Origin of the sequence: Mycetocola sp. BIGb0189 (genome assembly GCF_024810155.1) — a bacterium.
Classification (GTDB): Bacteria; Actinomycetota; Actinomycetes; order Actinomycetales; family Microbacteriaceae; genus Mycetocola; species Mycetocola lacteus.
In genome coordinates, this window is record NZ_JANUED010000004.1 from 101,104 (window position 1) to 123,751 (window position 22,648).

General features: G+C 66.2%; 25 protein-coding genes. 5 read left to right on the forward strand and 20 right to left on the reverse strand.

Annotated elements, in window-relative coordinates; all coding sequences use genetic code 11:
• Positions 1-6 precede the first annotated feature (6 nt).
• The 3 genes from rplL to M2390_RS07475 form a co-directional block, all read right to left on the reverse strand.
• A complete protein-coding gene (rplL, locus tag M2390_RS07465) occupies positions 7-390 on the reverse strand; it encodes a 50S ribosomal protein L7/L12 (RefSeq protein WP_121689360.1) in 384 nt (127 codons plus the stop codon).
• A 51-nt stretch (positions 391-441) separates the two neighbouring features.
• On the reverse strand, positions 442-957 hold the full coding sequence (gene rplJ / locus M2390_RS07470) for a 50S ribosomal protein L10 (protein ID WP_030149298.1): 516 nt from the start codon (positions 955-957) through the stop codon (positions 442-444).
• A gap of 261 nt (positions 958-1,218) precedes the next feature.
• Positions 1,219-1,929, reverse strand: a complete 711-nt coding sequence (locus M2390_RS07475) for a YoaK family protein (RefSeq protein WP_259177851.1) — start codon at positions 1,927-1,929, stop codon at positions 1,219-1,221.
• 214 nt (positions 1,930-2,143) lie between these two features.
• Here M2390_RS07475 and M2390_RS07480 point away from each other — a divergent pair, with 214 nt between their 5' ends.
• The 3 genes from M2390_RS07480 to M2390_RS07490 all read left to right on the forward strand — a co-directional run bounded on the left by M2390_RS07480 (position 2,144) and on the right by M2390_RS07490 (position 4,540).
• Positions 2,144-2,608 carry a MarR family winged helix-turn-helix transcriptional regulator gene (locus M2390_RS07480; protein ID WP_030149296.1) on the forward strand — a complete coding sequence of 155 codons (465 nt, stop codon included), beginning with the start codon at positions 2,144-2,146 and terminating at the stop codon, positions 2,606-2,608.
• 106 nt (positions 2,609-2,714) lie between these two features.
• The gene (locus M2390_RS07485; RefSeq protein ID WP_259177852.1) at positions 2,715-3,917 is read left to right on the forward strand and encodes a pyridoxal phosphate-dependent aminotransferase; all 1,203 of its coding nucleotides are present in this window, start codon (positions 2,715-2,717) and stop codon (positions 3,915-3,917) included.
• A 107-nt stretch (positions 3,918-4,024) separates the two neighbouring features.
• Positions 4,025-4,540, forward strand: a complete 516-nt coding sequence (locus M2390_RS07490) for an aminoacyl-tRNA deacylase (protein WP_259177853.1) — start codon at positions 4,025-4,027, stop codon at positions 4,538-4,540.
• Positions 4,541-4,665: 125 nt separating this feature from the next.
• Here M2390_RS07490 and M2390_RS07495 read toward each other — a convergent pair whose 3' ends face one another.
• From M2390_RS07495 to M2390_RS07530, 8 genes are all read right to left on the reverse strand, one after another.
• On the reverse strand, positions 4,666-5,733 hold the full coding sequence (locus M2390_RS07495; RefSeq protein WP_030149289.1) for an ABC transporter ATP-binding protein: 1,068 nt from the start codon (positions 5,731-5,733) through the stop codon (positions 4,666-4,668).
• Positions 5,726-6,565, reverse strand: coding sequence for an ABC transporter permease subunit (locus M2390_RS07500; protein ID WP_259177854.1), 840 nt, complete (start codon positions 6,563-6,565; stop codon positions 5,726-5,728). Before M2390_RS07500 ends, M2390_RS07495 begins: the two co-directional genes overlap by 8 nt.
• The gene (locus M2390_RS07505; RefSeq protein WP_156027603.1) at positions 6,562-7,482 is read right to left on the reverse strand and encodes an ABC transporter permease subunit; all 921 of its coding nucleotides are present in this window, start codon (positions 7,480-7,482) and stop codon (positions 6,562-6,564) included. The genes M2390_RS07500 and M2390_RS07505 overlap by 4 nt, the downstream gene beginning before the upstream one ends.
• The gene (locus M2390_RS07510) at positions 7,483-8,601 is read right to left on the reverse strand and encodes an ABC transporter substrate-binding protein (protein ID WP_121689368.1); all 1,119 of its coding nucleotides are present in this window, start codon (positions 8,599-8,601) and stop codon (positions 7,483-7,485) included.
• Positions 8,602-8,850: 249 nt separating this feature from the next.
• Positions 8,851-9,981: a UDP-N-acetylmuramate dehydrogenase gene (locus M2390_RS07515; RefSeq protein ID WP_259177855.1), complete on the reverse strand. Its 1,131-nt coding sequence runs from the start codon at positions 9,979-9,981 to the stop codon at positions 8,851-8,853.
• 1 nt (position 9,982) lies between these two features.
• Positions 9,983-10,411, reverse strand: a complete 429-nt coding sequence (locus tag M2390_RS07520) for a MaoC family dehydratase (protein WP_245601316.1) — start codon at positions 10,409-10,411, stop codon at positions 9,983-9,985.
• A gap of 2 nt (positions 10,412-10,413) precedes the next feature.
• Entirely contained in the window at positions 10,414-10,860 is a 447-nt protein-coding gene (locus M2390_RS07525; protein ID WP_121689370.1) for a MaoC family dehydratase N-terminal domain-containing protein, read from the reverse strand.
• Between the two features lie 62 nt (positions 10,861-10,922).
• A complete protein-coding gene (locus tag M2390_RS07530) occupies positions 10,923-11,468 on the reverse strand; it encodes a GNAT family N-acetyltransferase (RefSeq protein ID WP_259177856.1) in 546 nt (181 codons plus the stop codon).
• A gap of 99 nt (positions 11,469-11,567) precedes the next feature.
• Between M2390_RS07530 and M2390_RS07535 the strand changes: the two genes are divergently transcribed.
• Together M2390_RS07535 and M2390_RS07540 are read left to right on the forward strand one after the other, a co-directional pair.
• On the forward strand, positions 11,568-12,236 hold the full coding sequence (locus M2390_RS07535; RefSeq protein WP_259177857.1) for a response regulator transcription factor: 669 nt from the start codon (positions 11,568-11,570) through the stop codon (positions 12,234-12,236).
• Positions 12,229-13,488, forward strand: a complete 1,260-nt coding sequence (locus M2390_RS07540) for a HAMP domain-containing sensor histidine kinase (RefSeq protein ID WP_259177858.1) — start codon at positions 12,229-12,231, stop codon at positions 13,486-13,488. Before M2390_RS07535 ends, M2390_RS07540 begins: the two co-directional genes overlap by 8 nt.
• Here M2390_RS07540 and sfnG read toward each other — a convergent pair.
• The 9 genes from sfnG to M2390_RS07585 form a co-directional block, all read right to left on the reverse strand.
• Positions 13,485-14,600, reverse strand: a complete 1,116-nt coding sequence (gene sfnG, locus M2390_RS07545; protein ID WP_259177859.1) for a dimethylsulfone monooxygenase SfnG — start codon at positions 14,598-14,600, stop codon at positions 13,485-13,487. The two genes, M2390_RS07540 and sfnG, sit on opposite strands and share 4 nt — an antisense overlap.
• 312 nt (positions 14,601-14,912) lie before the next feature.
• Entirely contained in the window at positions 14,913-15,236 is a 324-nt protein-coding gene (locus tag M2390_RS07550) for a hypothetical protein (RefSeq protein ID WP_259177860.1), read from the reverse strand.
• A gap of 108 nt (positions 15,237-15,344) precedes the next feature.
• The gene (locus M2390_RS07555) at positions 15,345-16,217 is read right to left on the reverse strand and encodes a VOC family protein (RefSeq protein WP_259177861.1); all 873 of its coding nucleotides are present in this window, start codon (positions 16,215-16,217) and stop codon (positions 15,345-15,347) included.
• Positions 16,218-16,285: 68 nt separating this feature from the next.
• Positions 16,286-17,068, reverse strand: a complete 783-nt coding sequence (locus M2390_RS07560; RefSeq protein WP_259177862.1) for a sulfite exporter TauE/SafE family protein — start codon at positions 17,066-17,068, stop codon at positions 16,286-16,288.
• Positions 17,065-17,631, reverse strand: coding sequence for a histidine phosphatase family protein (locus M2390_RS07565; RefSeq protein WP_259177863.1), 567 nt, complete (start codon positions 17,629-17,631; stop codon positions 17,065-17,067). Before M2390_RS07565 ends, M2390_RS07560 begins: the two co-directional genes overlap by 4 nt.
• A gap of 45 nt (positions 17,632-17,676) precedes the next feature.
• Positions 17,677-18,969, reverse strand: coding sequence for a hypothetical protein (locus tag M2390_RS07570; RefSeq protein WP_259177864.1), 1,293 nt, complete (start codon positions 18,967-18,969; stop codon positions 17,677-17,679).
• Positions 18,970-19,104: 135 nt separating this feature from the next.
• Positions 19,105-20,040: a ribokinase gene (locus M2390_RS07575; protein WP_259177865.1), complete on the reverse strand. Its 936-nt coding sequence runs from the start codon at positions 20,038-20,040 to the stop codon at positions 19,105-19,107.
• A gap of 111 nt (positions 20,041-20,151) precedes the next feature.
• Positions 20,152-21,579, reverse strand: coding sequence for an MFS transporter (locus tag M2390_RS07580; protein WP_259177866.1), 1,428 nt, complete (start codon positions 21,577-21,579; stop codon positions 20,152-20,154).
• Positions 21,579-22,535, reverse strand: a complete 957-nt coding sequence (locus M2390_RS07585; protein ID WP_211250801.1) for a nucleoside hydrolase — start codon at positions 22,533-22,535, stop codon at positions 21,579-21,581. Before M2390_RS07585 ends, M2390_RS07580 begins: the two co-directional genes overlap by 1 nt.
• Positions 22,536-22,648: the final 113 nt, after the last annotated feature.

Genomic DNA, 22,648 nt, shown 5'->3' on the forward strand with positions numbered 1-22,648 from the left:
CCCAAATTACTTGACGGTAACGGTTGCGCCAGCCTCTTCCAGAGCAGCCTTTGCCTTCTCGGCGGCTTCCTTGTTTGCGCCCTCGAGCACAGCCTTGGGGGCACCGTCGACAACAGCCTTGGCCTCGCCCAGACCCAGCGAGGTCAGCTCGCGCACAACCTTGATGACCTGGATCTTCTTGTCGCCAGCAGCCTCGAGGATAACGTCGAAGTCGGTCTTCTCTTCAGCCTCTTCAGCAGCAGCGGCCGGAGCAGCAGCACCAGCAACAGCAACGGGAGCGGCGGCGGTGACCTCGAAGGTCTCCTCGAAGGCCTTGACGAACTCGGACAGCTCGATGAGGGTGAGCTCCTTGAACGCGTTCAGCAGTTCTTCAGTAGACAGCTTTGCCATGATGTTTCTCCTTATAGTTTCTTAGTTACTCACCGCATTCCTAGGTAGAACCTAGGCTGCGGACTCCTGCTTCTCACGCAGCGCCTCGACCGTGCGAACGGCCTTGGAGAGCGGTGCGTTGAACAGATAAGCGGCTCCGAACAGCGAGGCCTTGAAGGCGCCGGCAAGCTTGCCGAGCAGAACTTCGCGGGACTCGAGATCGGCGAGCTTGCCGACCTCAGCAGCGGTGAGGGGGTTTCCATCGAAGAAACCGCCCTTGACGATGAGCTGAGGGTTTGCCTTGGCGAAGGCACGCAGCTGCTTTGCCACGGCGACGGGGTCACCGTGAACGAAAGCGACGGCGGTCGGACCAGCAAGCTCGTCGTCAAACGAGGTAATGCCGGCGTTGTTGGCCGCAATCTTGGTCAGCGTGTTCTTCACCACGGCGTAGGTTGCGTCTTCACTGATGGAAACGCGCAGCGCCTTGAGCTGTGCGACAGTGAGGCCGCGGTACTCGGTCAGCAGTACGGCAGTCGAGCTCTGGAATTTCTCCGTGAGCTCGGCAACCGCGGCTTCCTTGTTCGCCATGGCTTACTCCTTGTGTATTGGTTCCCACATCGCGGAAGCGATGTGCACCATTTCCCACCGAGGCATAAAAAATGCTCCGGCACAGGTACCGGAGCGGGAGACAACATTTGCACGGGGCAGCTGTAAAAATCCTTTTCGTTACCTACGCGGGCCGTTCCCTGGGGAACCTTCGCTGTGTGGCGTTTGCACACCACAACAGAACCGGCGGTCTGTGGCTATGTGAAACTCTAACCGATGATTCCGGGATGCGCAAACCGGGCGTTAGCTCTTGCGCGCCAGGTCCCACATCGACACCAGCACCACAATCTGAATCAGCAGCACCACACTCAGCGCCACCGGAATTCCCGCATTGAGCACGAGCACTCCCCCGGTAAAGGCACCAATCAGCATCGCCGCGACCGCCAGGATGCGCCGGGTGAGCGCCCCGGATTTCCCACCCCAGATATCCGCCACCAACCCGGTGATGGTCATCGTGAGTACCGTGGTGCTGAGATCCGGCACCCCGAGCGCCCGGGCCGCCGCGCCCTGGACGCCCAGGGCGGTGGCCATCAGCGCAACCATGATGTGCTGAATCATCGGGGCCTCCGCTCCGGTGATCCAGGCCATCGCCACCACTCCGGCAAACGCCAGCACCACCACACCCATCACATTGCGGAAGGCGCGGACCGGAGCCAGATGAATACGCGCCATGACGTATCCTCCGAGCCCCGCACCCAGGATGTAGCCGGCGAGGGCAAAGATGGATCCGGTCAGTGAGAAGTGCGGAGCGCCGGCGAGGGCGAACCCAATCGAGACCACGTTGCCGGTCATGTTCGCCACGAATACCCGGCCGAGTTCAAGCACGCTGATCGCATCGACGATGCCGGTGACCGCGGTCAAGACCAGCAGCAGGACGGGAAGCGCGGTGCCAAACTTCGGACCGGCCAGGCTGAAACGCGCGGGCGGTAGGGCGGTGGCGTTGGTGGCGGACATATCGGGACCTTTCTCGGGGTCCGATAGCCAGCCCCGGCTGGCGTGCCGCGCTGCGCAAGAAACAGCGTACGTTATCCACCCCCGCAGCGCCTAGCCCGACCGTCCGATCGGTCCGGATTTGCGGAGCCCCGCGGTGTTCGCGTTAGGCAAACTAGTTGCTTAAGCGCACTACCCGCGTGATTGGTACACTGGAGGCGACCGCAAGGGAGTTGACATGGGTATTGCAGACAGTGCCGTCGAGGTTCGTGCCAGCGGATGGCGTGCAGTCGCCGCACTACACGGGCTGATCGATACCACGATCGAACGGGCCCTGCAGTCCGAACACGGACTCTCGATGGTGGAATACACGGTGCTCGATGCGCTGAACCGCCAGGACGGCTGGCACATGCGCATGCAGCAGCTCGCCCGCGCAACCGCGCTCTCCAGTAGCGCCACCACGCGCCTGGTCACCCGGTTGGAGGAACGCTCGCTGCTGACCCGGATCCTCTGCGCCGATGATCGCCGCGGCATCTACACCGAGCTGACCGCCGCCGGCCACGCGGCCCTGGACCGCGCCCGCCCCACCCACGACCGTGCTCTCGCCGAGGCCCTCGAAGCCGCCCGCGAGCTGCCCGAACTGGTGCCGGTGCTCAGCGCGTTGGAGGGTGTCATGCCCAGCGTGAGCGAGCCGGTCGGCTAGTTCGGCGCCCGTCCGTCCCGCTACCCAGACGGATCCGCGCATCCGTGCGCAGAAAACCGGCGTAATCCCGGTGACTTTCCAGGGGATTTCTGGATACGATCAGGGGGTGACTACTACACCGCGCCTCTCCACGAAGATTTCCGCCATCGCCGAATCCGCCACGCTCAAGGTTGATGCGAAGGCCAAGGCCCTCCAGGCGCAGGGTCGCCCGGTTATTAGCTATGCGGCGGGTGAACCCGATTTCGCGACCCCGGCCCACATTGTGGAGGCCGCGGCGGCCGCCGTCAAGGATCCCAAGAACCACCGCTACACCCCCGCCGCCGGACTTCCCGAGCTGCGCGAGGCCATCGTGGCAAAGACGCTGCGCGACTCGGGGATCGAGATCGCCGCCAACCAGGTTGTGGTGACCAACGGTGGCAAGCAGTCGGTCTATGAAGCCTTCCAGGTGCTGCTGAACGACGGTGACGAGGTCATCGTCCCCACCCCGTATTGGACCACCTACCCCGAGGTCATCGCGCTGGCCGGCGGCACCGCGATCGACGTCTTCGCCGACGCCGAGGCCGGCTATAAGGTCACCCTCGAACAGCTTGAGGCAGCCCGCACCGAGCGCACCAAGATCCTGCTGTTTGTATCGCCCTCCAACCCCACCGGGGCCGTGTACTCCCCCGAGGAAACCCGCGCCATCGGCGAGTGGGCCCTCGAACACGGCATCTGGATCATCAGCGATGAGATCTACCAGAACCTCACCTATGACGGTGCCCGCGCGATCTCGATCCTCGAGGCCGTCCCGGCGCTGGCGAACCAGACCCTGCTGGTCAACGGTGTGGCCAAGACCTATGCGATGACCGGCTGGCGGGTGGGCTGGACCGTGGGTCCGGCCGACGCGATCAAGGCCCTGACCAACCTACAGTCCCACCTCTCGGGCAACGTCAACAACATTGCCCAGCGGGCGGCGATCGCCGCACTGAACGGTCCGCAGGACGAGGTCGAGGCGATGCGCGTGGCGTTTGATCGTCGCCGCAAGACCATCGTCACCGAGCTCAACAAGATCGAGGGCGTCTCGGTGCCGACCCCCGAGGGTGCGTTCTACGTCTACGCCGACGTTCGTGGCCTGCTGGGTCAGGAGTGGGCGGGCGTGACTCCGACCACCTCGCTGGAACTGGCCGACCTGATGCTCGACGCCGCCGAGGTGGCCGCCGTTCCCGGCGAAGCCTTCGGCCCCTCCGGCTACCTTCGCTTCAGCTACGCCCTCGGCGACGACGCCCTGCTCGAGGGCATCCAGCGCCTGCAGAAGCTCTTCAGCCGCTAGGTTCACCACCACGAATGCCGCTCACCGCGAGGTGGGCGGCATTCGTGTTTCCGGCCCGAATCCGACAATCGGGGAATGCGGGCGGGCAGGCGGCTGTTTTTCTCAGCATGACTGAAACCGCCGCGCCCGCCGTGACCGATCTGCCCGAGGGCACCCAGCGTGTGGTGGCCGACGCCGAGGCGCGTGGGATCCCGATTCGGGTGCGCGAGCGCGGCCCGGCGACAAGCCTGGCCGATGCGGCCGCGCAGATCGGGATTGAGCCCGGGGCGCTAGTCAAGACCCTGGTGATCCGTCGCCACGATGGCAGCTTCCTGCTGGCGCTGGTGCCCGGGGGTCGCAAGATTTCCTGGCCGCTGCTGCGCCAGGCCGTGGGCGTGAACCGCCTCGCCCTCCCCCACGCCGACCTCGCGTTGGAGGCTACCGGCTTTGAGCGCGGCACCATCACCCCGCTCGGCACCACCACCGCGCTGCCGGTCTTCGCCGATGCGAGCATCGCCGACTTGCCCGAGGATTCCTGGATCGGCCTGGGCTCGGGTTCCCACCGGCACGGAATCCTGGTGCCCGCCGCCGCGCTACTTTCCGGGGTGAATGCGACGGTAACCCCGATCACCGAGGCCGAATAGCGCGCTCCCTGGTGAGCAGACAGCTAACACGAGCACGGCTCTCCGGCTCACGAACACAAACGCAAACACGAACGCCCGGCGGATTGAATCCGCCGGGCGTTCGTGTTTGAGGATGCGGTAAACGACTAGTCCACGTGGGCGGTGACCACGTCCTGCAGCAGGCGCACGCGCACGCGGGATTCGACCTCGGGGGTGTCTTCGGCCGAGTGCTGCACCACGATCGAGAGACCCGAGTCGAGGTGCACGGTGGTGCGACGCAGCGAGCCGAGGAAGCTCGTGGTCACCACGGCACCGGGCTCGCCCTCGCCGTGTTCAAACGACTCCAGCGCCAGGTTTTCCGGACGCACCCGCACGCGGGCCAGCGCACCCTCGGGCAGCGGATCGGTCAGGTCGATCTCGCGGCCGAGCAGCGCGATCCGGCCCTCGTGGACCAGCGCGGTGAGCAGGGTCGACTGCCCGATGAAGTTGGCCACGAACCCGGTCTCCGGGCGGCGGTACAGCTCCTCGGGGGTGCCGATCTGATCGATCTTGCCCGAGTTCATGACCGCGATCCGGTCGGCGACCGCGAGGGCCTCCTCCTGGTCGTGGGTCACAAACACCGTGGTGATGCCGAGGTCCAGCTGGATGCGCCGGATCTCGTCCCGCAGCTGGGTGCGTACCTTGGCGTCCAGCGCCGAGAGCGGCTCGTCCAGCAGCAGCACGCGCGGACGCGTGACCAGCGCGCGAGCCAGTGCCACACGCTGCTGCTGACCACCGGAGAGCTGGTGGGCGAAGCGCTCGGCGAAGTCACCCAGGCCCACCCGGTCCAGCATCTCTTGGGCGCGAGCGGTGCGCTCGGCTGCGGGCACCTTGCGGGTGCGCAGGCCGAACTCCACGTTCTCGATCACGTTGAGGTTGGGGAACAGCGAGTACGACTGGAATACCATCCCCAGGTCGCGACGGTTCACCGGAACCCGGGTCACGTCCTCCCCGTCGATCAGCAGCTCGCCGCTGGTCACGGTTTCCAGGCCCGCAAGCGAGCGCAGGGCGGTGGTCTTGCCACAGCCCGAGGGGCCGAGCAGGGCCACAAACTCGCCCGGCTGGATGTCGAGGTCCAGCCCGTTCAGCGCACGCTGTGCCCCATACTCCTTGGTGACCGCACGGAAGCGCACGCTCACGCCGGAGCGCTGTGTGGTGGGGGTCGGATCAGACATCAAAGACCTTTCGTTTGGGAGTCGCAATACGCCCGATCACCGCGAGCAGCGCGGTTACGAAGGCGAGGGCGAGCAGCGAGAAGATCACCGCGACATACGGGTCGCTGCGGGAGATTCCCACGATCGCGACCTGCAGGTTCTGCCGGTTCAACAGGGACGCGATGGTGTACTCGCCAAGCACCACCGCGATGGAGATGAACGCCGCCGCCACGATGCCGCGACGCAGCACCGGGAGCAGAATCCGCAGGAAGATCCGCGGCCAGGAGGCACCGAGCGAACGCGCGGCCTCCACCAGGGTCGGGACATCCACCGCGCGAATGCTGGCATCCAGCGCACGTGCGGCAAACGGCAGCACCAGCACACCGTAGATCAGGCCGAGCACCAGGGTGCCCGAACCGAGGATCCGGATGCTCGCGCCGAACACCGGCGCCAGACCCACCACCAGGGCGATCGCGGGGATAGCGATCGGAATCACGGTGATGAACTCCAGTACCCGCACCAGCTTGGGGAAGCGCAGGCGCACCAGCAGGGTTGTGGGCAGCAGCACCAGGATCACGATCGCAATCGCGATCAGGGCCAGGGTCAGTGACTCCACCAGGCCGCCAAACAGCGGGCGATAGCGGAACTCGTTGGCCGGATCAAAAAGTCCGGTCCAGTGCTCGAGTCCGTGACCGGTGGTGGTGCGCAGGCTGAACTCCACCATCGCGATCAGCGGGAGTGAAAACAGCAGTCCGAAGACCACCAGCACGATAACCGCGAAGGGACGACGCGGGGCCAGCGAGTGCGAGGCACGCACCTTGCGGGCCGAACCCAGGGTTTTCACGGCGCTCACTTTTGCCACCTCGCGGTTCGGGCCTGCAGGGCCGAGTAGCCGAGCATCAGCACAATCATGATCACGATCATGCCCAGCGCCAGTGCACCGGCCAGGTTCTCCCGGCCGAGCACGGTTTCGGAGATCAGGGCGGTACGAATCTGCAGCGGCACAATCTGGGAGCCCTGACTGATCAGGGCGGCCGCGGTTGCATACGCCGAGAAGGAGTTGGCAAACAGCAGCAGGAATCCACCGGCGAACGCGGGGGCCAGCACGGGGATGCCGACACGACGCCAGAAGGTCCAGGAGGTTCCGCCCAGGGTCGCGTTGGCCTCGGTCCACGCGGGCTTGAGACCCGAGAGCGCGGGCATGAAGGTCAGTACCATCAGCGGAATCTGGAAGTACAGATAGGGAAGGATGAGGCCGGGCATCTGGTAGAGCCAGATTTCGCCCGGGTAGAGGGCAAAGCCGAAGACATCCTTGAGCAGGACGGTCAGCAGACCCTGCACACCGATCGTGGCGATGAACGCGAACGCGAGCATCACACCACCGAACTGTGCCAGCACGCTGGAGATGGCCTCGACCGAGGCGCGCAGGCGCGAGGTCGGCGAGAACGAGAGCAGCGCGTAGCAGATCACGGCACCGATCAGGGCGCCGAGTGCCGCGGTGAGCAGCGAGATCCAGAGCGAGTTCCCGAAGGTGCTCAAAACGGTCGGGTCGACAAGGGCCGCGACGTTGTCCCAGGTAAACGCGCCGGAACGGTTAAAGAAACCGGTGGTGAGCGCGAGAACCGTGGGGATCAGCAGAAAAATCAGTACGTAGAGCGCAAACGGAACCAGGCCGAGGCCCGGAATCAGCCGCTGCGCCGAGCCCAGACCGCCGGCTCCCCCGCTGTTGCGAGGAAGCCGGCGGGTCCGGGCAGAGCCGGATGGGGTCATTTACTGAACCGCAGCCGCCCACTTTTCACCGAGGAGCTTAGCGGCCTTTTCGGTCTGCTCCGGGGTGGCCTGGATCAGCGAGGTCGGCTCGACACCCACGGCGTCGAGGGCCTTCTTGTCCACGGTGCCGGCCTTGTCCATCGCGGCGAGGCGAACGGGCAGTGCGCCGGCCTGGAGGTAGAGGTTCTGGACCTCGTCGGAGTAGATCCACTCCTGCCACAGGCGAGCAGCGGCCGGGTGCGGTGCGTCTACGTTGATGGCCTGGTTGTAGTAGGAACCGAGGGCGTCGCCGTCCAGAACCACGGTCTTCCAACCGGGAACCTTGGACTCCTGAGCCATGTTGTTGTAGTTCCAGTCGAAGACAACCGGGGTCTCACCCGAGGCGATGGTCGCCGGGGTGGGGTCCAGGGGCAGGAAGTTTCCGGCCTTCTTCAGGTCCGAGAAGAACTCGATGCCCTTGCTGTAGTCATCCAGGGTTCCGCCGTTCTGCACGGTGGCCATGCCCACGGCAGCGAAGGCGGCACCGGCCTGGGTCGGGTCACCGTTGATGGCAACCTTACCGGCGTAGTCCTTACCCAGCAGGTCGCTGAGCTTGGTGGGGGCGGGAACCTTGTTGGAGTCATAACCGATCGACATCACACCGGTGTAGTCGTTGTACCACAGGCCCGACTTCTCCTTGTTGGCGTCGGGGATGTCGGCCCAGTTCTCCACCTGGTACTTGGCGAACTGGTCGGTGTTCGCCAGGGTCACGGCGGTGCCCAGGTCGAAGACGTCGGGGGCGGTGTTCTGGCCCTTGAGGTCCTTGGCAGCCTTGATTTCCTCGGCGCTGGCGGCATCCGGCGAAGCGGAGTTCACGGTGATGCCGTACTTCTTCTCGAAGCCGGAGATGATCTTGCCGTAGTTCGACCAGTCCTCGGGCAGTGCGATCACGTTCAGCTGACCCTCGGCCTTGGCGGCCTCGACGAGCTTGTCGATGCCTCCCAGGTCCTTGGCGCTGGTGGCGGTGGCGGCCTTAGCGCCTCCGTCGGCGGGGGCGGCGTCGGCGGAGCATCCGCTGAGTCCGAGGGTCACGATCGCGGCAGCCGCGAGCGCGACAACCCATCCGCGCTGAGCCTTCATGTCTGTTTCCTCCAGTAGCGGACGAAGTGGAGGCCCTCATCGGTCGGGTCCTGACTACCTCATCGTCCTGCTGCGCTCACGCTAACAGGATGGAAATACGGGACCGGGACAGAAGGTAACGCGGAGGTGAATGCTCCCCTAATAGCAAAAACCGCTTCCGGAGACGCTCCGAGGAAATAACATCTGACCAGAGGTTAAACGCATAACGTACGTGACCGAATCGTGATAAATCCGGTCCGATTTGCGGTACTAAATTTCGACGCCGACCAGCACCGGCTCGGGAACCAGCTGCACCCCGAACTCCGCCGAGACACGAGCCTGCACAAAACGAGCCAGGGCGGCGACCTCATCGCCGGTGGCCCCGCCGGTATTGGTGAGGGCCAGGGTGTGCTTGCTGGAGATCGCGGCGCGCGATCCGGGCAGGCGGAATCCCTTGGAGATCCCCGCATGCTCGATCAGCCAGGCGGCGCTGAGCTTAACCAGCTCGGGGGCCGCGGTGGGGGCATAGCCGGGGAGTTCGCCGGTGTAGTGATCCAACGGAATGACCGTGGGCTCCACGGCGACCGGGGTGACCGGCCAGCGCGGGGCGTCCTCGGGCAGCGAGCGGGCGGCGGCCAGCGGCACAATCGGGTTGGTGAAGAAGGAACCGGCGCTGAAGGTGTCACGGTCCGACAGATCCCGGACCATGCCCTTGCTGGCCCGCAAGGCGAGCACGCTGGCGCGCACGTCGGCCACCGGCAGCTGGGCACCGAGCTCGACCCCCAGCGCACCGGCGAGCTGCCCGTAGGCGATCGGGGCACTGTTACCCGCCGCATCGGTCAGCACAAATTCGACGGTCAGGACCACCGCGTCACGCTCGGCGGGCTCGCCGCGGTGACGCTTGAGCACCGAGGTGCGATAGCCGAGCTCGAGCTCATCGGCGGACACCCAGACCGGATCCTCACCATAACGGTCCAGCAGCTCGACCGCGCTGAGCACCGCCGACACCTCCTGGCCGTAGGCACCGATGTTCTGGATGGGGGCGGCCCCGACCGAGCCGGGAATCCCGCTCAGTGCCTCGAGGCCACTCCATCCGTTAGACACCGTGTGGGCGACCAGGTCGTCCCACACCACACCCGCGCTCACACGCAGCACAATACGACCAGGCTCGGCGGGAACCACCTCGAGTCCGGGGTGCGCGATGCGCACCACCGGACCGTCATAGCCCTCGTCTCCGGCAACCAGGTTGGAACCGCCACCGATAATCAGCGGTTCCTCCCCCTCGGACCACAGTTCGCGGAGGGTTTCCACCAGGTGGTCGTGGGTCTGCGGTTCGTACAGTGCTGCAATCGGCCCACCCACCTGGAAGGTGGTGAGCTCGGCGAGGGTGTGAACGCCCACGCTAGAGCGACTCGGCCAGGCGCACCCGCACCTGGGCCTTGCCCAGAACGGTCTGCTCGGCGAAGGACACGGTGAGGTCGACCCGGACGGTCTGCGCCTCGGCGTCGATCTGACCGATCTTGGCGGCGATCGAGACGGTGGCACCATCCTGCGGGTCTACAACCACGGGACGGGTGAAGCGGACCTGGTAGTCCTCCACGCGTCCGGGATCGCCGGCCCAGTCGACCACGGGCTGCACGGCGAGACCCATGGTCAGCATGCCGTGGGCGAGAACGCCGGGCAGGCCGACACTTTCGGCAACGTCGTCCCGGTAGTGGATCGGGTTGAAGTCACCCGAGGCACCGGCGTAACGCACCAGGCTGTCGCGGGAGAGTTCGATGGTCCGCTCGGCGACGATGTCGCCCACGGTCAGCTCGGAAATCTGGGGGATGCTCACTCGTCACCTCGTACAACCAGGGTGGAGATCGCGGTGACCACGTGGTCGCCGGATGCATCCACGATGCGGGATTCGGCGGTCACCATGGAGTGCGCGCCGAGGGTCTTGACCGAGGTTACGGTCAGGGTTGCGGTCAGCAGGTCGCCGGCCACGATGGGCCGGGTGAAGCTGAAGCGCTGGTCGCCGTGGACCACGCGGGAAAAGTCGATTCCGGTGTCCGGCAGCGCGAGCAGTTCCGCGAGGGCGTGCTCCTGCACCACCACGGCGAAGGTCGGCGGGGCGACCACGTCGGCATAGCCCGCGGCGATCGCGGCTTCCGGATCGTGGTTCAGCGGGCTCTGGGCAAAGACGGCACGGGAAAACTCGCGCACCTTCTCGCGACCCACAAGATAACTTGCGCTCGGCGGCAGGGTGCGGCCCTGCAGTTCAGGATTTACACTCACCCTCCCAGGATAGCGGGCGCGAGAGTCCCGGGCCGGAATCTGGCCGGAGGGTCCGCGGTCGCCTAGGCGGCGACCGAGGCCGGGTGCAGGTCCTTCTGCAGCACCTTCATGCTCATGTCCAGGAGCTTGCCGCTCTCGCTGAGGATGACCTCGGCGGGCAGCTCGCGGATCTCGCCGGTGGGAACATAGCCTCGGCGGCCGTAGAACTCGACCAGCTCGGGGCGCGGGCCCAGCACGGTCATCTCGATCGCGTCCACCCCAAAGACGGTGGCCGCATGCTCCTCGACCCGGGCGAGCACGGCCTTGCCGACGCCGCCACCCTGATAGTCGGGGTTCACCGCGAACAGGCCGAAGTAGGCGCGGTCCGGGGCAATCTTTCGAATCAGGCCGCATCCCACCAGCACACCGTCCTCGGCGTGGGCAAGGATCATGTCGGTATCGGGGATGCTCAGCTCGGCCAGCATCTCGACCTCATCGATCCGGTCGTGCTCAAACATGTTGCCCTCGCTGGTCCAGCCGGACTCGTTGCCGCGATACGCGCGAACGATCAGGGGCACGATGGCGGGGATATCGGATTCGGTGGCAAGGCGCAGAGCTGGGGTATTCACTAAAAAATTGTAAACCCGATCTGATGATTTTTTTATATCCGGTGTGGTTCACTGGCGGTGCCGCCCGATTCGCGTGCGCGCTGAACCCCGGGAGTGAACATGCGGGTACTCATCGTTGATGACGAACAGATTTTTGCCGACACCCTGCGAATCGCGCTGACTCGGGAATCGATGGCGGTGGACGTCTGCCATGACGGCCTCGAGGCGCTGGAACTCCTTACTCTCAACAGCTACGACGTGTGCGTGCTTGACCGTGATCTCCCGGGGATGCACGGCGATGAGGTGTGCCGCCGGATCGTGGACTCCCCCGATCCGGTGCCCGTCCTCATGCTCACCGCGGCCCGACGCCTCGGGGAGAAGGTCGCCGGATTCGAGCTGGGGGCTGACGACTACCTGACAAAACCCTTCGACCTTGCCGAGTTGGTGGTCCGTATCCGCGCGTTGGCCCGGCGTCCACGGCGAGCGCTGCCCCCTGTGCTTTCCGGATGTGGGATCGAGCTGGACTCCTTCCGGCACGAAGTCACCCGCGACGGCACCCCGATCCGGCTCTCCCGCAAGGAGTTCGCGGTGCTGGAAATCATCCTCGCCGCCGGCGGCTCCCCGGTCAGCGCCGAAACCCTGCTGGAGAAGGCCTGGGACGAGAACGCCAACCCGTTTACCAACTCCACCCGGATGACCGTTTCGGCCCTGCGCAAGAAGCTCGGTGAGCCCTGGGTTATTCAGACGGTTTCCGGGGTCGGCTATCGGCTGGGTCTGCGCGATGCGTAGGGAAACGGGCACAACCCCCGAGATGCGTCCGGCCCGGTTCACCGCACGCACCCGGCTGACCCTGGTCACCTCGGGGCTGATCCTGGCGATGGGCACCGCGATGGTGGTGCTGATCTCGATCATGATCCGCTACCTCCCCTCCTATAACTTCCGCACCGCCGCACTGGCCGATGGGACCGCAGGGTCAATCGGTGCGAGCCTGGTCCCCGTGCCCGGGGCGACCCTGGACCCCTCGACCACCACCACGGCCCCCGCACCGGCCGGGGTGGCCGTGGCGATCGGGGAAGTGTCGAGTCCCGAAGACCTGTTCCGCGCCGCCCTGGTGATCGGCATCACCGCGCTGGTGCTGCTCGGTGCGCTGGGGATCTTCCTGAGCTACGTGATGGCCGGGCGGATCCTGCGCCCGCTGCGCGACCTCGACCGCGCCGCCTCCCGTGCCGCCGCGGGTGAGCTGAGCCACCGCCTCGCCCCCACCGGCGCCCGCGACGAGTTCACCGGCCTGGCCACCACCTTTGACACCATGCTGGAGCGGCTGGAGCAGACCTTCGCCGCCAACGCCTCCCATGAGCTGCGCACCCCGCTCGGCACCACCGCACTGCTGCTGGATGTCGCCCGGGACGGCAACGTGGATCCCGAAACCGCCGCACTGCTCGACAAACTCGCGGTCACCAACACCCGCAATCTGACCATCGTGGATGCGCTGCTGGATCTCGCCACGATCGGGGCGAACCCACCCGGTCATGAGGAGACCGACCTCGCCGGCATCGCTGCCCAGGTTCTAGCCGAGCAGGCGGAGGCCGCCGCGAACCGGGACATCGACGTACGTTCCGCCCTGGGATCGGCGCCGCTGCGCGGGGATACGGTTCTGCTGAGTAGGCTGACCGACAACCTGGTGCGCAACGCGATTCGGCACGGCGACCCCGGCGGATGGCTGAGCGTCGGCACCACGATGCTGCCCGATGGGTCGGCGCTCCTGCGGGTGGAAAACTCCGGCGAAGAGCTGGCCCCCGAGCAGATCACCCGGCTCACCGAGCCGTTCTTCCGGGTGCGGGCACGGCTCGCCGAGCCGGTGCCTTCGCCGGGTGCGGGATCCGGCAGCCAGCGGCAGGCGGATACCCACGGTCTGGGCCTGGCCCTGGTGGATGCAATCGTCACCGCCCATCACGGCACCCTGCATCTTGAAGCCGGGAGCTCGGGCGGGCTGTGCGTCACCGTGACCCTGCCCGGCGATGTCTCACCCGCATCGCGCTAGACTCCGGCCAGCCCCTCGCGCCGATCACGTTCGCGTTCCAGCTCACGCACGAGGGGAATGACGGTGGTTCCGAACGTCTCAACCTCCTCGCGCATGTGCAGGAATCCGAGCAGGACCAGGTCGGCCCCGCGGTCGGCATAGGCGAGGAGTCGCCGCGCCACAAACTCCGGATCGCCGATCAGCCCGGTGCGGAAACCGTCGTTGTACTGGACCAGGTCGCTCAGGTCCGACCCCGCCCACATGCCGACCCCGTCGGCGGTGGATGCGCCGGCCTGCCGCACCTGCCGGGCGAACCCGCGTACGGCCTCGGTATCGGCGTGCGCGATGATGTCGTCTACCTGGGCGCGAGCCTCGGCCACGGTGTCGCGCACCACCGCGAACCCGTTGATGCCAAACCGCACCCGACGCCCGTGCGCGGCCGCGGTGTGTGCCACCTGGTCTCGCTGTTCGGTGAACCCGTCGAGATCGGTTCCGTTGGCGAAATACCAATCGGCGACCGTGCCGCCGTTTTTGCGGGCCGCGGTCGAATTGCCTCCCTGGAAGATCTCGGGATGTGCGCGCCCGGGAACCGCGACCGGTTCCGGGCGCAGCGTGAAGTTGGTCAGGCGATAAAAGTCACCGCGATAGGTCACATTCGATTCACTCCAGAGGGCCCGAACCACGTCGATAAACTCGGCCGATCGACGGTAGCGCTCATCGTGTTCGAGCCACGGCTCACCGAGCCCGGTGAACTCGTCCCTGAACCAGCCGCTGACAACGTTGATCGCCGCACGCCCCGCGGAGAAATGGTCCGCGGTGGTGATGAATTTCGCCAGCACCGCGGGATGCCAGAGCCCCGGATGAATGGCCGCTATCACCGTGAGTCGCTCGGTGGCCAGGAGCAGTGCCAGGCTGATTGAGGTCGACTCATGCTGCTGCGCGGCCCCATAGCTGGAGGCGTATCGCACCTGACTCAGCGCATACTCGAAGCCCACCCGTTCGGCGGTGCGGGCGAGATCCACGTTGTAATCCAGGCCCCAGTCGGTGCGCTGAGGCAGGGTGGAAACCACCAGACCCCCGGACACGTTGGGGACCCAGTAGGCAAATTTCAGGGGTGCGCGCGCTTCAGTCATGCGGCGATCCTGAGTTCCCCCGCTGGGAGCGTCCTGAACCAAACCGAAGTGTGACGCCGCCCGGCGGGGCCGCCAGCCACCCCCAGCACGCAAAACGACAGGGGTCGCCGGCCTAGTTGCCGTAAGTCACCCCAAGCACGCATAACGACAGGGGTCGCCGGCCTAGTTGCCGCAAGTCACCCCAAGCACGCATAACGACAGGGGTCGCCGGCCTAGTTGCCGCAAGTCACCCCAAGCGTGCAAAACGACAGGGGTCGCCGGGTGGTGTCACACCCAACAACCCCTGCCGTTGTCCCGAACCGCCGCCGCGGGCTATGCCTTCGGTGCCGGTGCGGTGGTGTGCGGGCCGGCGGGAATGGTTGCCGGATCGATCGGGCCCACCACGGTCGCGTGACCGATCTTCACATCGGTGGGCAGCTTCGCTCCCGGAACCGGGACCAGGGTGGCATCTCCCGCGGGTGCCCCGTCGGGGAGGACCGTGCCGGAGACCTCCTTGAGCTGGACCGCCGGGGTTCCGGCGTCGTCCTTGTGGCCCGCATCCGCGGCGTTTGCGGCCCCGGCGGCGGCAACCCCGAGTACACCCACGCCGAGCGCCAGTGCCGCACCGGTCAGAATCTTCTGCGTCTTACCAAACATGATTTCCCTCGTTTTTCTGCCACCGGGTGGTGGCTACGAGTTCATCTCATCAAAGTCGCTGTCGTCAGGACGTAAGCGTTTTGTGCAATATCCAGCTTCGCGCGAACCCTAGCTCAGCTCGGCCGCGCGCACCCGCAGTTTGGTTTTCCAGGGGTCCTCGAAGAGCAGGGTCTGTCCGTCGAAGCCGAACTGGATCCCGGCGAAGGTGAGGCGGGAGGCCAGCGCATCGATATCCGCCCGGGTAGGGACGGTGATATCCACGATCCCCAGCCCGAAGGTCGCGGCGCGGGGACCGGCCCCGTTGCTGCGCCAGGTGTTCATCCCGATGTGGTGGTGGTATCCGCCGGCCGAGATGAACAGGGCCTGCGGCAGCTCGGTCTTGATCTCGAATCCGAGGGTGTCCACGTAGAAGGATCGCGCCTGTTCGAGGTTGCCCACCTGAAGGTGAATGTGGCCGAGGGTCATGCCCTCGCGCGGCGGCGCGGCGATCACTTCCTCGGTGAGGTGGGTGCGCAGGAACGCGTTGGGGTCCAGTGGCAGCGTGGCCCCGCGGATGCGTCCACCGGCCTCGTAGGTCCACTGGTCGCGCGGACGGTCGCGATAGAGTTCGAGCCCGTTGCCCTCGGGGTCGTCAAAGTAGAATGCCTCGCTGTAGAGGTGATCGGCGCTCCCCGAGAAGGAGCGCGGTTCACGGCTCGCGACCGTGGCCACGGCGAGCGCCAGCGAGCTCTGATCCGGGAACAGCAGGGCCGAGTGGTAGAGGCCCGCATCCCCCGGACGCAGCGGCGGTAGGTCGGTTTCGCGACGCAGCTTGAGCGCCGAGACGCCGTCGCGGCCGAGGATCACGGTGTCGCCCTCGGCCTGCTGTACGTCGAGGGTCACGGCCTCGTGATAGAAGCGCGTCATCAGGTCCAGGTCGCGCACCAAAAGCTCGACCTCACCCATCTGCGTTCCGGCCGCCAGAATGTTCTCGGTACTCATCACACGCTCCCTCAATTAGTTAAAGCTACAACTAAAAGATACTCCCGAATAGTTGAAGCGTCAAGTAACTAGCGGGAGCGACGTTCGCGCACAATCTGCAGGATCATCCGCGCCGCGATCACCGCGATAAACGCGGCAAACAGAATGTTCGCCACCTCCGGGCTCAGCAGCTTGGCCACGGTGGATCCCAGCGCCGTGGTCACACACGCCGAGACCCCGACGATGGCCGCGGCCGGCAGATCCACGTTGCGGCGGATCACGTTGCCCACGGTGCCCGAGATCGCGGTGGGGATCATCATCAACAGCGAGGTTCCCTTGGCCAGCAGGTCGCTCGCTCCGAAGAGCATCACCAGCATCGGCACGATGATGATCCCACCACCGATGCCCAGCAGCCCCGAGAGAATACCGGTAGCCAGGCCCAGCCCCACCAGCCCGACAATCGATCCCGGGTGCAGTTCAATCTCGGCCCCGCGCACCGGAACCACCAGGAACAGCTGCACGATCACCACCACCAGGAAGGCGATGAAGGCCCACTGCAGCGCCCGCTTGGGGATCCGTTCCAGCAGGAACGCCCCGATCTGCGCGCCCACCACCGAGCCCGCGGCCAGGATCAGCCCGGCCACCCAGTGCACCTCCCCCGACCCGGCATAACTGAAGACCCCCACCAGCGAGGTGGGCACGATCGCCGCGAGCGAGGTTCCGGCAGCCTTACGATTATCGAACCCGGCCAGGAAGATCAGCGCGGGCACCATCAGGATGCCGCCACCCACCCCAAACAGGCCCGAGAGGAATCCGGCCGCGAGGCCGATGACGATCAGCCAGGTGATGCGGCGAGAGGCGGTCGCGCTCACGCCGAGAGCGCCGAGTCGACCGAGCCCGCGGGGGTAGCCACCACGCGCCAGGTCTGTCCGACCCGCTCAAACGACACCGGCTCCAGGTTCACCACGGGCTCGCGTCCGGTGCCCGATACGGCCTCGGCCAGGATGCGGATCAGGGCGCCGTGGCTCACCGCCAGTACCCGCTCCCCCGGGTGGGCGGCGGCGATCTCGTCCAGGCCCACCAGCGCACGCGCGACCAGGTCCTGCTCGGACTCCTGTCCCGGGTAGTTCCGATCCGGCCACAGCTCCATGACCTCGGGACCGGTTTTCCCCTCGGCCTCGCCAAACGAACGCTCGGTGATCGCGGGATACGCGCCCACAACCTCCAGGTCGAGCTGGGCCGCCAGCAGCGCCGCGGTCTCGCGGGCGCGCCCCAGCGGGGAGGAGGTCACCACGTCAAACGCCCGGGGAAGGGTGGCACCGGCCGTGCGTGCCTGCTCCCGCCCGGTCTCGTTCAGGGGCACATCGGTGGCACCCTGCAGCCTGCGCTGGTGGTTCCAGTCGGTTTGACCGTGGCGAATGAGGGTGATCTGCATGGATGAAGCCTTCCTATTCTCTTCCAGCAGACTACCCCGGCACGGTTACAGCGCGGGGTTCAGGACGTACAGGGTCACAACCCAGGCGACCCCGAGCACCGCCAGCACCGCGATACCGATCCACACCCAGCGGCCATAGGACCGGCGCGGGGCGACGGCGGTGCCGCGTTCCTGCCGCATCCGGAAGCGTGACATCACCAGGATCGCGTCCAATCCGAGTCCCGGATATCCGCCCGGCAGCCGTCCACACAGCAGGAACACCACCACCAGCGGCGAGAAGACCAGGAAGCTTGAGGCAAGAATGTGCACGATCAGGCCCCGGGTGTCGGAAAGCACAATATCGTGCAGGCTGCCGCCCAGACCCAGCGCGGCGATGATACTCACGGTGGTGGCACCCACCCCGATCACCACGACACCCACCTCGACCGCCCGAATTGTCTGCCGACGCAGCCGCGCCTGCACATAGAGCGTGCTACCCACCGCGTAGAACACCGTCAGAAACACCAGGGTCGACGCCCGCACGGGGATACTCCACTGGGTGGTGGCGGGCCACAGCAGCACCGAGATTGCGGTAACCCCGGCGGGCACGCCCACGACCACAAAGATGATCTGAGCCAGGCGCAGCCAAAACGGCGGCGTGCGCAGGTCCGAGTGGCTGCGCAGCAGCAGGTCAATCCGTGCCAACACGATCTTGCGGGAGGCCCGACGCACCAGCGGATCCAACCGGTTCTCCGACGCGCAGGCCGCATCGGCGGCAAGCACCGCGAGCAGCAGACCCCCAAAGGGCGGACCAAACTGGGCGGGAATATCCACCACATCATCGACGGGGAAATTGGCGATGGCGGTGGCCACCGCAACCGCGATTGCCGCCATCCCCGCCACCTCGGCCAGGGATTCCAACACCCGCTGGCGGGCCAGCTGCTCGGGCACCGCGTCATCGGGATCGTCCCCGGGCGTGCGCACGGCGATCTGCAGGGCCACGATAATCGTCGCCAAGATTCCCAGCGCCCCCAGCGCCGAACCGGTGGAGATTTCAAAGCGCAGTGCAATGTCGGTGGCGCTCCCACGGCTGAGCTCGCCCACCCCGGCGAGGATCGCGATCCCGGCGAGGGGGAAGGCCGCCCCCATCACGTGCCGGCCAAGGGTGGCCCAGTAGCGTTCCTGCTCTCGTAGAATCGCCAGGCCCAGGCTCGGATTGACCAGCGGAACCGTTGTGCCGGCCTCCCCCAGGATCCCGCCCACGCCCGAATTTGTCGGCTCTGCCGCGCCGATGTCCCCGAGCGCCATATCCAGGCTCGGATGAGTCTGCGGTGTCGCGCTGGTGTCCTCTGCTGCCATGCCGTCTCCCCCGGTCTTGGGCTCCACCCTAGCCCGGTCACGCGCAATTGGTGTGGCAAACACCCCCAGAAAATACCGCGTTAAACGCCCGACGCCGGTGCACCCCAGGGGTGTACCGGCGTCGGAGGTCACGCTCTAGCGGTGCGAGGTCACAAACTCGGCGAGCTGCTCCGGGGTCGGGTACGACGCCTGCGCACCCGCGCCGGTGGCCGCGAAGCTGCCCACGGTCGCCGCATATCCGGCGGCCTCGGCGAGGACGTCTCCGGCGGCCAGACGCAGGGCAAGCGCCCCCATGAAGGCGTCGCCGCAGCCGGTGGTGTCCACCGCGTTGACCTTCGGGGAGGACACGGCAACCGCGTCCGCCTCGGTGTCAAATACGATGCTGCCGGCGGCCCCCGCGGTGATCACCGCACGCGGAATCCCGTGTTCGGTGAGTGCGGTCCGGGTCTGCTCGCCGCCGGCGGTCAGCACCTGCTCGGGAGTGAGCCCCAGCAGATCGGCCGCCTCGTGCTCGTTGATCAGCAGGATGTCGGTCAGCTCCAGCAGCTCGGCGGGCACCGGGCCGTAGGGCGACAGGTTCAGCAGAACCTGAGCCCCGGCGGCACGGGCGCGACGGGCGGATTCGAGCACCACATCGATATCGATTTCCAGACACAGGCAGAGGATCGAGGCGCGCTCAAACAGGCTCGCCGCCGCATCCAGCTCGGCCACACCCAGGCGACCATTGGCTCCCGGGGAGACGATGATGGTGTTTTCGCCCTCGGCGTCCACGGTGATCACCGCGGTTCCGGTGGCCACATCCGCCAGGGTGGCCACGTGCGTGGTGTCCGCCCCCGAGGCCTCGACCGACTCGCGCAGCAACTGGCCGTTGGCGTCGGATCCCAGCGCCCCCACCATCGCCACGTTTCCGCCCAGACGTCCCGCGGCGACCGCCTGGTTTGCGCCCTTACCGCCGGGGATCACCCGGAGCTCGGACCCGGTGAGGGTTTCGCCGGGCTGCGGGAAGCGTGCCGTCTGCACCACGAGGTCGGCGTTCAGGGAGCCAACCACAAGAATCTGACCGTCGGTCATGGGGGTGTCCTTTCCTACCCGGGCGGGTGGTGGGGTGAGGGGATGGTGATACGTGTGGGTCCCCATCGGCGGTGGCCGACGGGGACCCGTCCCTAGGATATGAGGGATTGACTACTTGGTGGCGACCGGTGCCGAAACCTCGGCGTCCTTCGGTGCCGGGATGAGGAAGCTCATCGCGAAACCGGCCAGCGAGATGATCGCACCGGCGAGCATGCCGGCGCTGTATCCGGTGGTGGAGGTCGGGTCATTGGTCACGGTGAAGAGCACCTGCACGGCGGGCAGGATCGCGAAGCTCAGGCCCGCACCCAGGTTGAACGCACCGGCGTTCAGACCCGGCAGGAAGCCGGGGTTGTCCTTGGGTGAGAGCACGATACCCAGACCGTTGAGCATGATGTTTCCGATACCCGCGTAGGTGATACCCAGCAGCACGGTGGTCACGATCAGGACCGGCAGCGAGTGCACACCCACGAACGCCATCACTACGGTACCCACGATGGTACCGGCCATACCGACCCGCATCACGTTGAGGTATCCGAAGGTCGGTGCCAGACGTCCGGCGAACGGACCGACGATCCATCCGGCCACCGCATAGGGCATCAGGAAGGCCAGCGAGGTAAAGTCGGCCCCCTTGCCAAATCCGGCGTCCGGGTTCTGGGCGATCGAGGCGACCAGGCCGTTGACCACCGCGAACACACCGGTCATGGTGAGCAGCGTGGTGACCAGCAGGGCCCAGCTCGAGCGCTGCTTGAGGTAGCGCGGCGGAACCAGCGGTGCGGCCAGGTTGGATTCGAGGATCCAGAACACCACAAACGAAATGATTCCCACCACGGGCAGGGCCCAGATGATAAACCAGTTGGACTCGTCGACCGCGCCCAGGAAGTTCAGGAAGGTCAGCAGGGAACCGATCGAGACGACCAGCGGCAGCACACCCCACCAGTCCATCTTGGTGCCCTTGGACGGGCGGCTCTCGGGTGCCCACAGGAGCACAAACACGATGGCCAGTACGGCAACCACGGCCATGGTCCAGAAGACCGAACGGAAACCGTGGTTGGAGACGAGCCAGCCGCCGGCGAGGGCGTCGATTCCGGCGATACCACCGTTGACGGCGGTGATGATTCCCATCATCGTGCCGTAACGCTTGGGCTCGGTGATCTCGTTGCGGAGCATCAGCAGGGTCACCGGCACGACGGGTCCGGTCACACCCTGGATGATACGGCCCACAAACAGCATCTCGACGTTGGTGGCCAGCGCGGCCACGACGGTACCGATGGTCATCAGCACGAGCATGCCCAGCAGGACGCGCTTGCGGCCGATGATGTCACTCAGTCGCGGGAGGAACAGCGAGAACAGTGCCGCGGCGGTGAAGAACATGGTCTGCGACAGACCGATGGTCGCGTCGTCGGTGTTCAGTTCCTTGGCCATGGTGACCAGGGCGGGGCTCAGCATCGAGGCGTTGAGCTGGAAGGCCACACACGCCGCCAGCAACGCGGCCATCAGTGCGCCCACGCGCACGGCGGGCTTCTGGGCGAGGTTGTTCATTAGAAGTCAACCTCGCCGATGTTCTCGAGTGCCTCGGTGACGAGGTTCCAGAAGCGCGGGGCGTCCAGCTCGGTGGCTGCCCAGGTGTTGCAGTCCTCGGGGGCCGCGGCACGGAAGTCGGCGACGGTCATACCGAGGGTCAGGGTGCCGGTGAGCTCGATGTCGATCGGGACCTTGACGGTCTTCACGATGGTCGGATCGATCACGTAGGCCACGGCGCACGGGTCGTGGACCGGAGGTGCGGTGAAGCCCTGGGCGTCCTTATATGCGAGCGCGAAGAAGTCCAGCAGTTCGCCCACGAACTTGGCGGGCTTGGTGCCCACGGCGGCGATCTGGGCGGCAACCTCGTCGGTGGCGAGGGCCTGGTGGGTCAGGTCGAGACCGACCATGACAACGGGCCAGGACTCGTTGAAGACGATGTGAGCGGCCTCGGGGTCGATCTTGATGTTGAACTCGGCGACGGCCGACCAGTTACCCACGTGGTAACCGCCACCCATCAGCACAACCTCCTTGACCCGCTCGACGATGCGCGGCTCCTTGCGCGCGGCCATCGCGATGTTGGTGAGGCCACCGGTCGGAACCAGGGTCACGGTGCCGGGCTCGTGGGCCATGATGGTGTCGATGATCAGGTCGATCGCGTGGCGCGGGTCCAGCTCGATGGTCGGTTCGGGCAGCACGGGGCCATCCAGTCCCGACTCGCCGTGGATGTCGGGGGCCACCTCGATGTCGCGCACCAGCGGGCGCGAGGCACCGGCGGCGAAGGGCACACCGGTGATTCCGGCGACGCGGGCAACGGAGAGTGCGTTGTGCGTCACCTTGGGCAGGGTCTGGTTTCCCACCACGGTGGTCACCGCAAGCAGTTCGATCTCCGGGTTACCGTGGGCCAGCAGCAGGGCTACCGCGTCGTCGTGTCCGGGGTCGCAGTCCAGAATAATCTTCTTGGTCATTTTCCACATCCTTGGGGCAGGGCATCGCATGGGGAGGGCGATGCGAGTAACGTCAAGCGCTTTACGATAACACGTTAATCGCTTGACGTACACTCGTTCGTCGGATTCCGCCGCGGCGCTAG

Coding starts and splice junctions, on each gene's coding strand:
- rplL (WP_121689360.1), bottom strand. CDS start 390: ATGGCAAAGCTGTCTACTGAAGAACTGCTGAACGCGTTCAAGGAGCTC.
- rplJ (WP_030149298.1), bottom strand. CDS start 957: ATGGCGAACAAGGAAGCCGCGGTTGCCGAGCTCACGGAGAAATTCCAG.
- M2390_RS07475 (WP_259177851.1), bottom strand. CDS start 1,929: ATGTCCGCCACCAACGCCACCGCCCTACCGCCCGCGCGTTTCAGCCTG.
- M2390_RS07480 (WP_030149296.1), top strand. CDS start 2,144: ATGGGTATTGCAGACAGTGCCGTCGAGGTTCGTGCCAGCGGATGGCGT.
- M2390_RS07490 (WP_259177853.1), top strand. CDS start 4,025: ATGACTGAAACCGCCGCGCCCGCCGTGACCGATCTGCCCGAGGGCACC.
- M2390_RS07495 (WP_030149289.1), bottom strand. CDS start 5,733: ATGTCTGATCCGACCCCCACCACACAGCGCTCCGGCGTGAGCGTGCGC.
- M2390_RS07505 (WP_156027603.1), bottom strand. CDS start 7,482: ATGACCCCATCCGGCTCTGCCCGGACCCGCCGGCTTCCTCGCAACAGC.
- M2390_RS07510 (WP_121689368.1), bottom strand. CDS start 8,601: ATGAAGGCTCAGCGCGGATGGGTTGTCGCGCTCGCGGCTGCCGCGATC.
- M2390_RS07535 (WP_259177857.1), top strand. CDS start 11,568: ATGCGGGTACTCATCGTTGATGACGAACAGATTTTTGCCGACACCCTG.
- M2390_RS07540 (WP_259177858.1), top strand. CDS start 12,229: ATGCGTAGGGAAACGGGCACAACCCCCGAGATGCGTCCGGCCCGGTTC.
- sfnG (WP_259177859.1), bottom strand. CDS start 14,600: ATGACTGAAGCGCGCGCACCCCTGAAATTTGCCTACTGGGTCCCCAAC.
- M2390_RS07550 (WP_259177860.1), bottom strand. CDS start 15,236: ATGTTTGGTAAGACGCAGAAGATTCTGACCGGTGCGGCACTGGCGCTC.
- M2390_RS07555 (WP_259177861.1), bottom strand. CDS start 16,217: ATGAGTACCGAGAACATTCTGGCGGCCGGAACGCAGATGGGTGAGGTC.
- M2390_RS07565 (WP_259177863.1), bottom strand. CDS start 17,631: ATGCAGATCACCCTCATTCGCCACGGTCAAACCGACTGGAACCACCAG.
- M2390_RS07570 (WP_259177864.1), bottom strand. CDS start 18,969: ATGGCAGCAGAGGACACCAGCGCGACACCGCAGACTCATCCGAGCCTG.
- M2390_RS07575 (WP_259177865.1), bottom strand. CDS start 20,040: ATGACCGACGGTCAGATTCTTGTGGTTGGCTCCCTGAACGCCGACCTC.
- M2390_RS07580 (WP_259177866.1), bottom strand. CDS start 21,579: ATGAACAACCTCGCCCAGAAGCCCGCCGTGCGCGTGGGCGCACTGATG.
- M2390_RS07585 (WP_211250801.1), bottom strand. CDS start 22,535: ATGTGGAAAATGACCAAGAAGATTATTCTGGACTGCGACCCCGGACAC.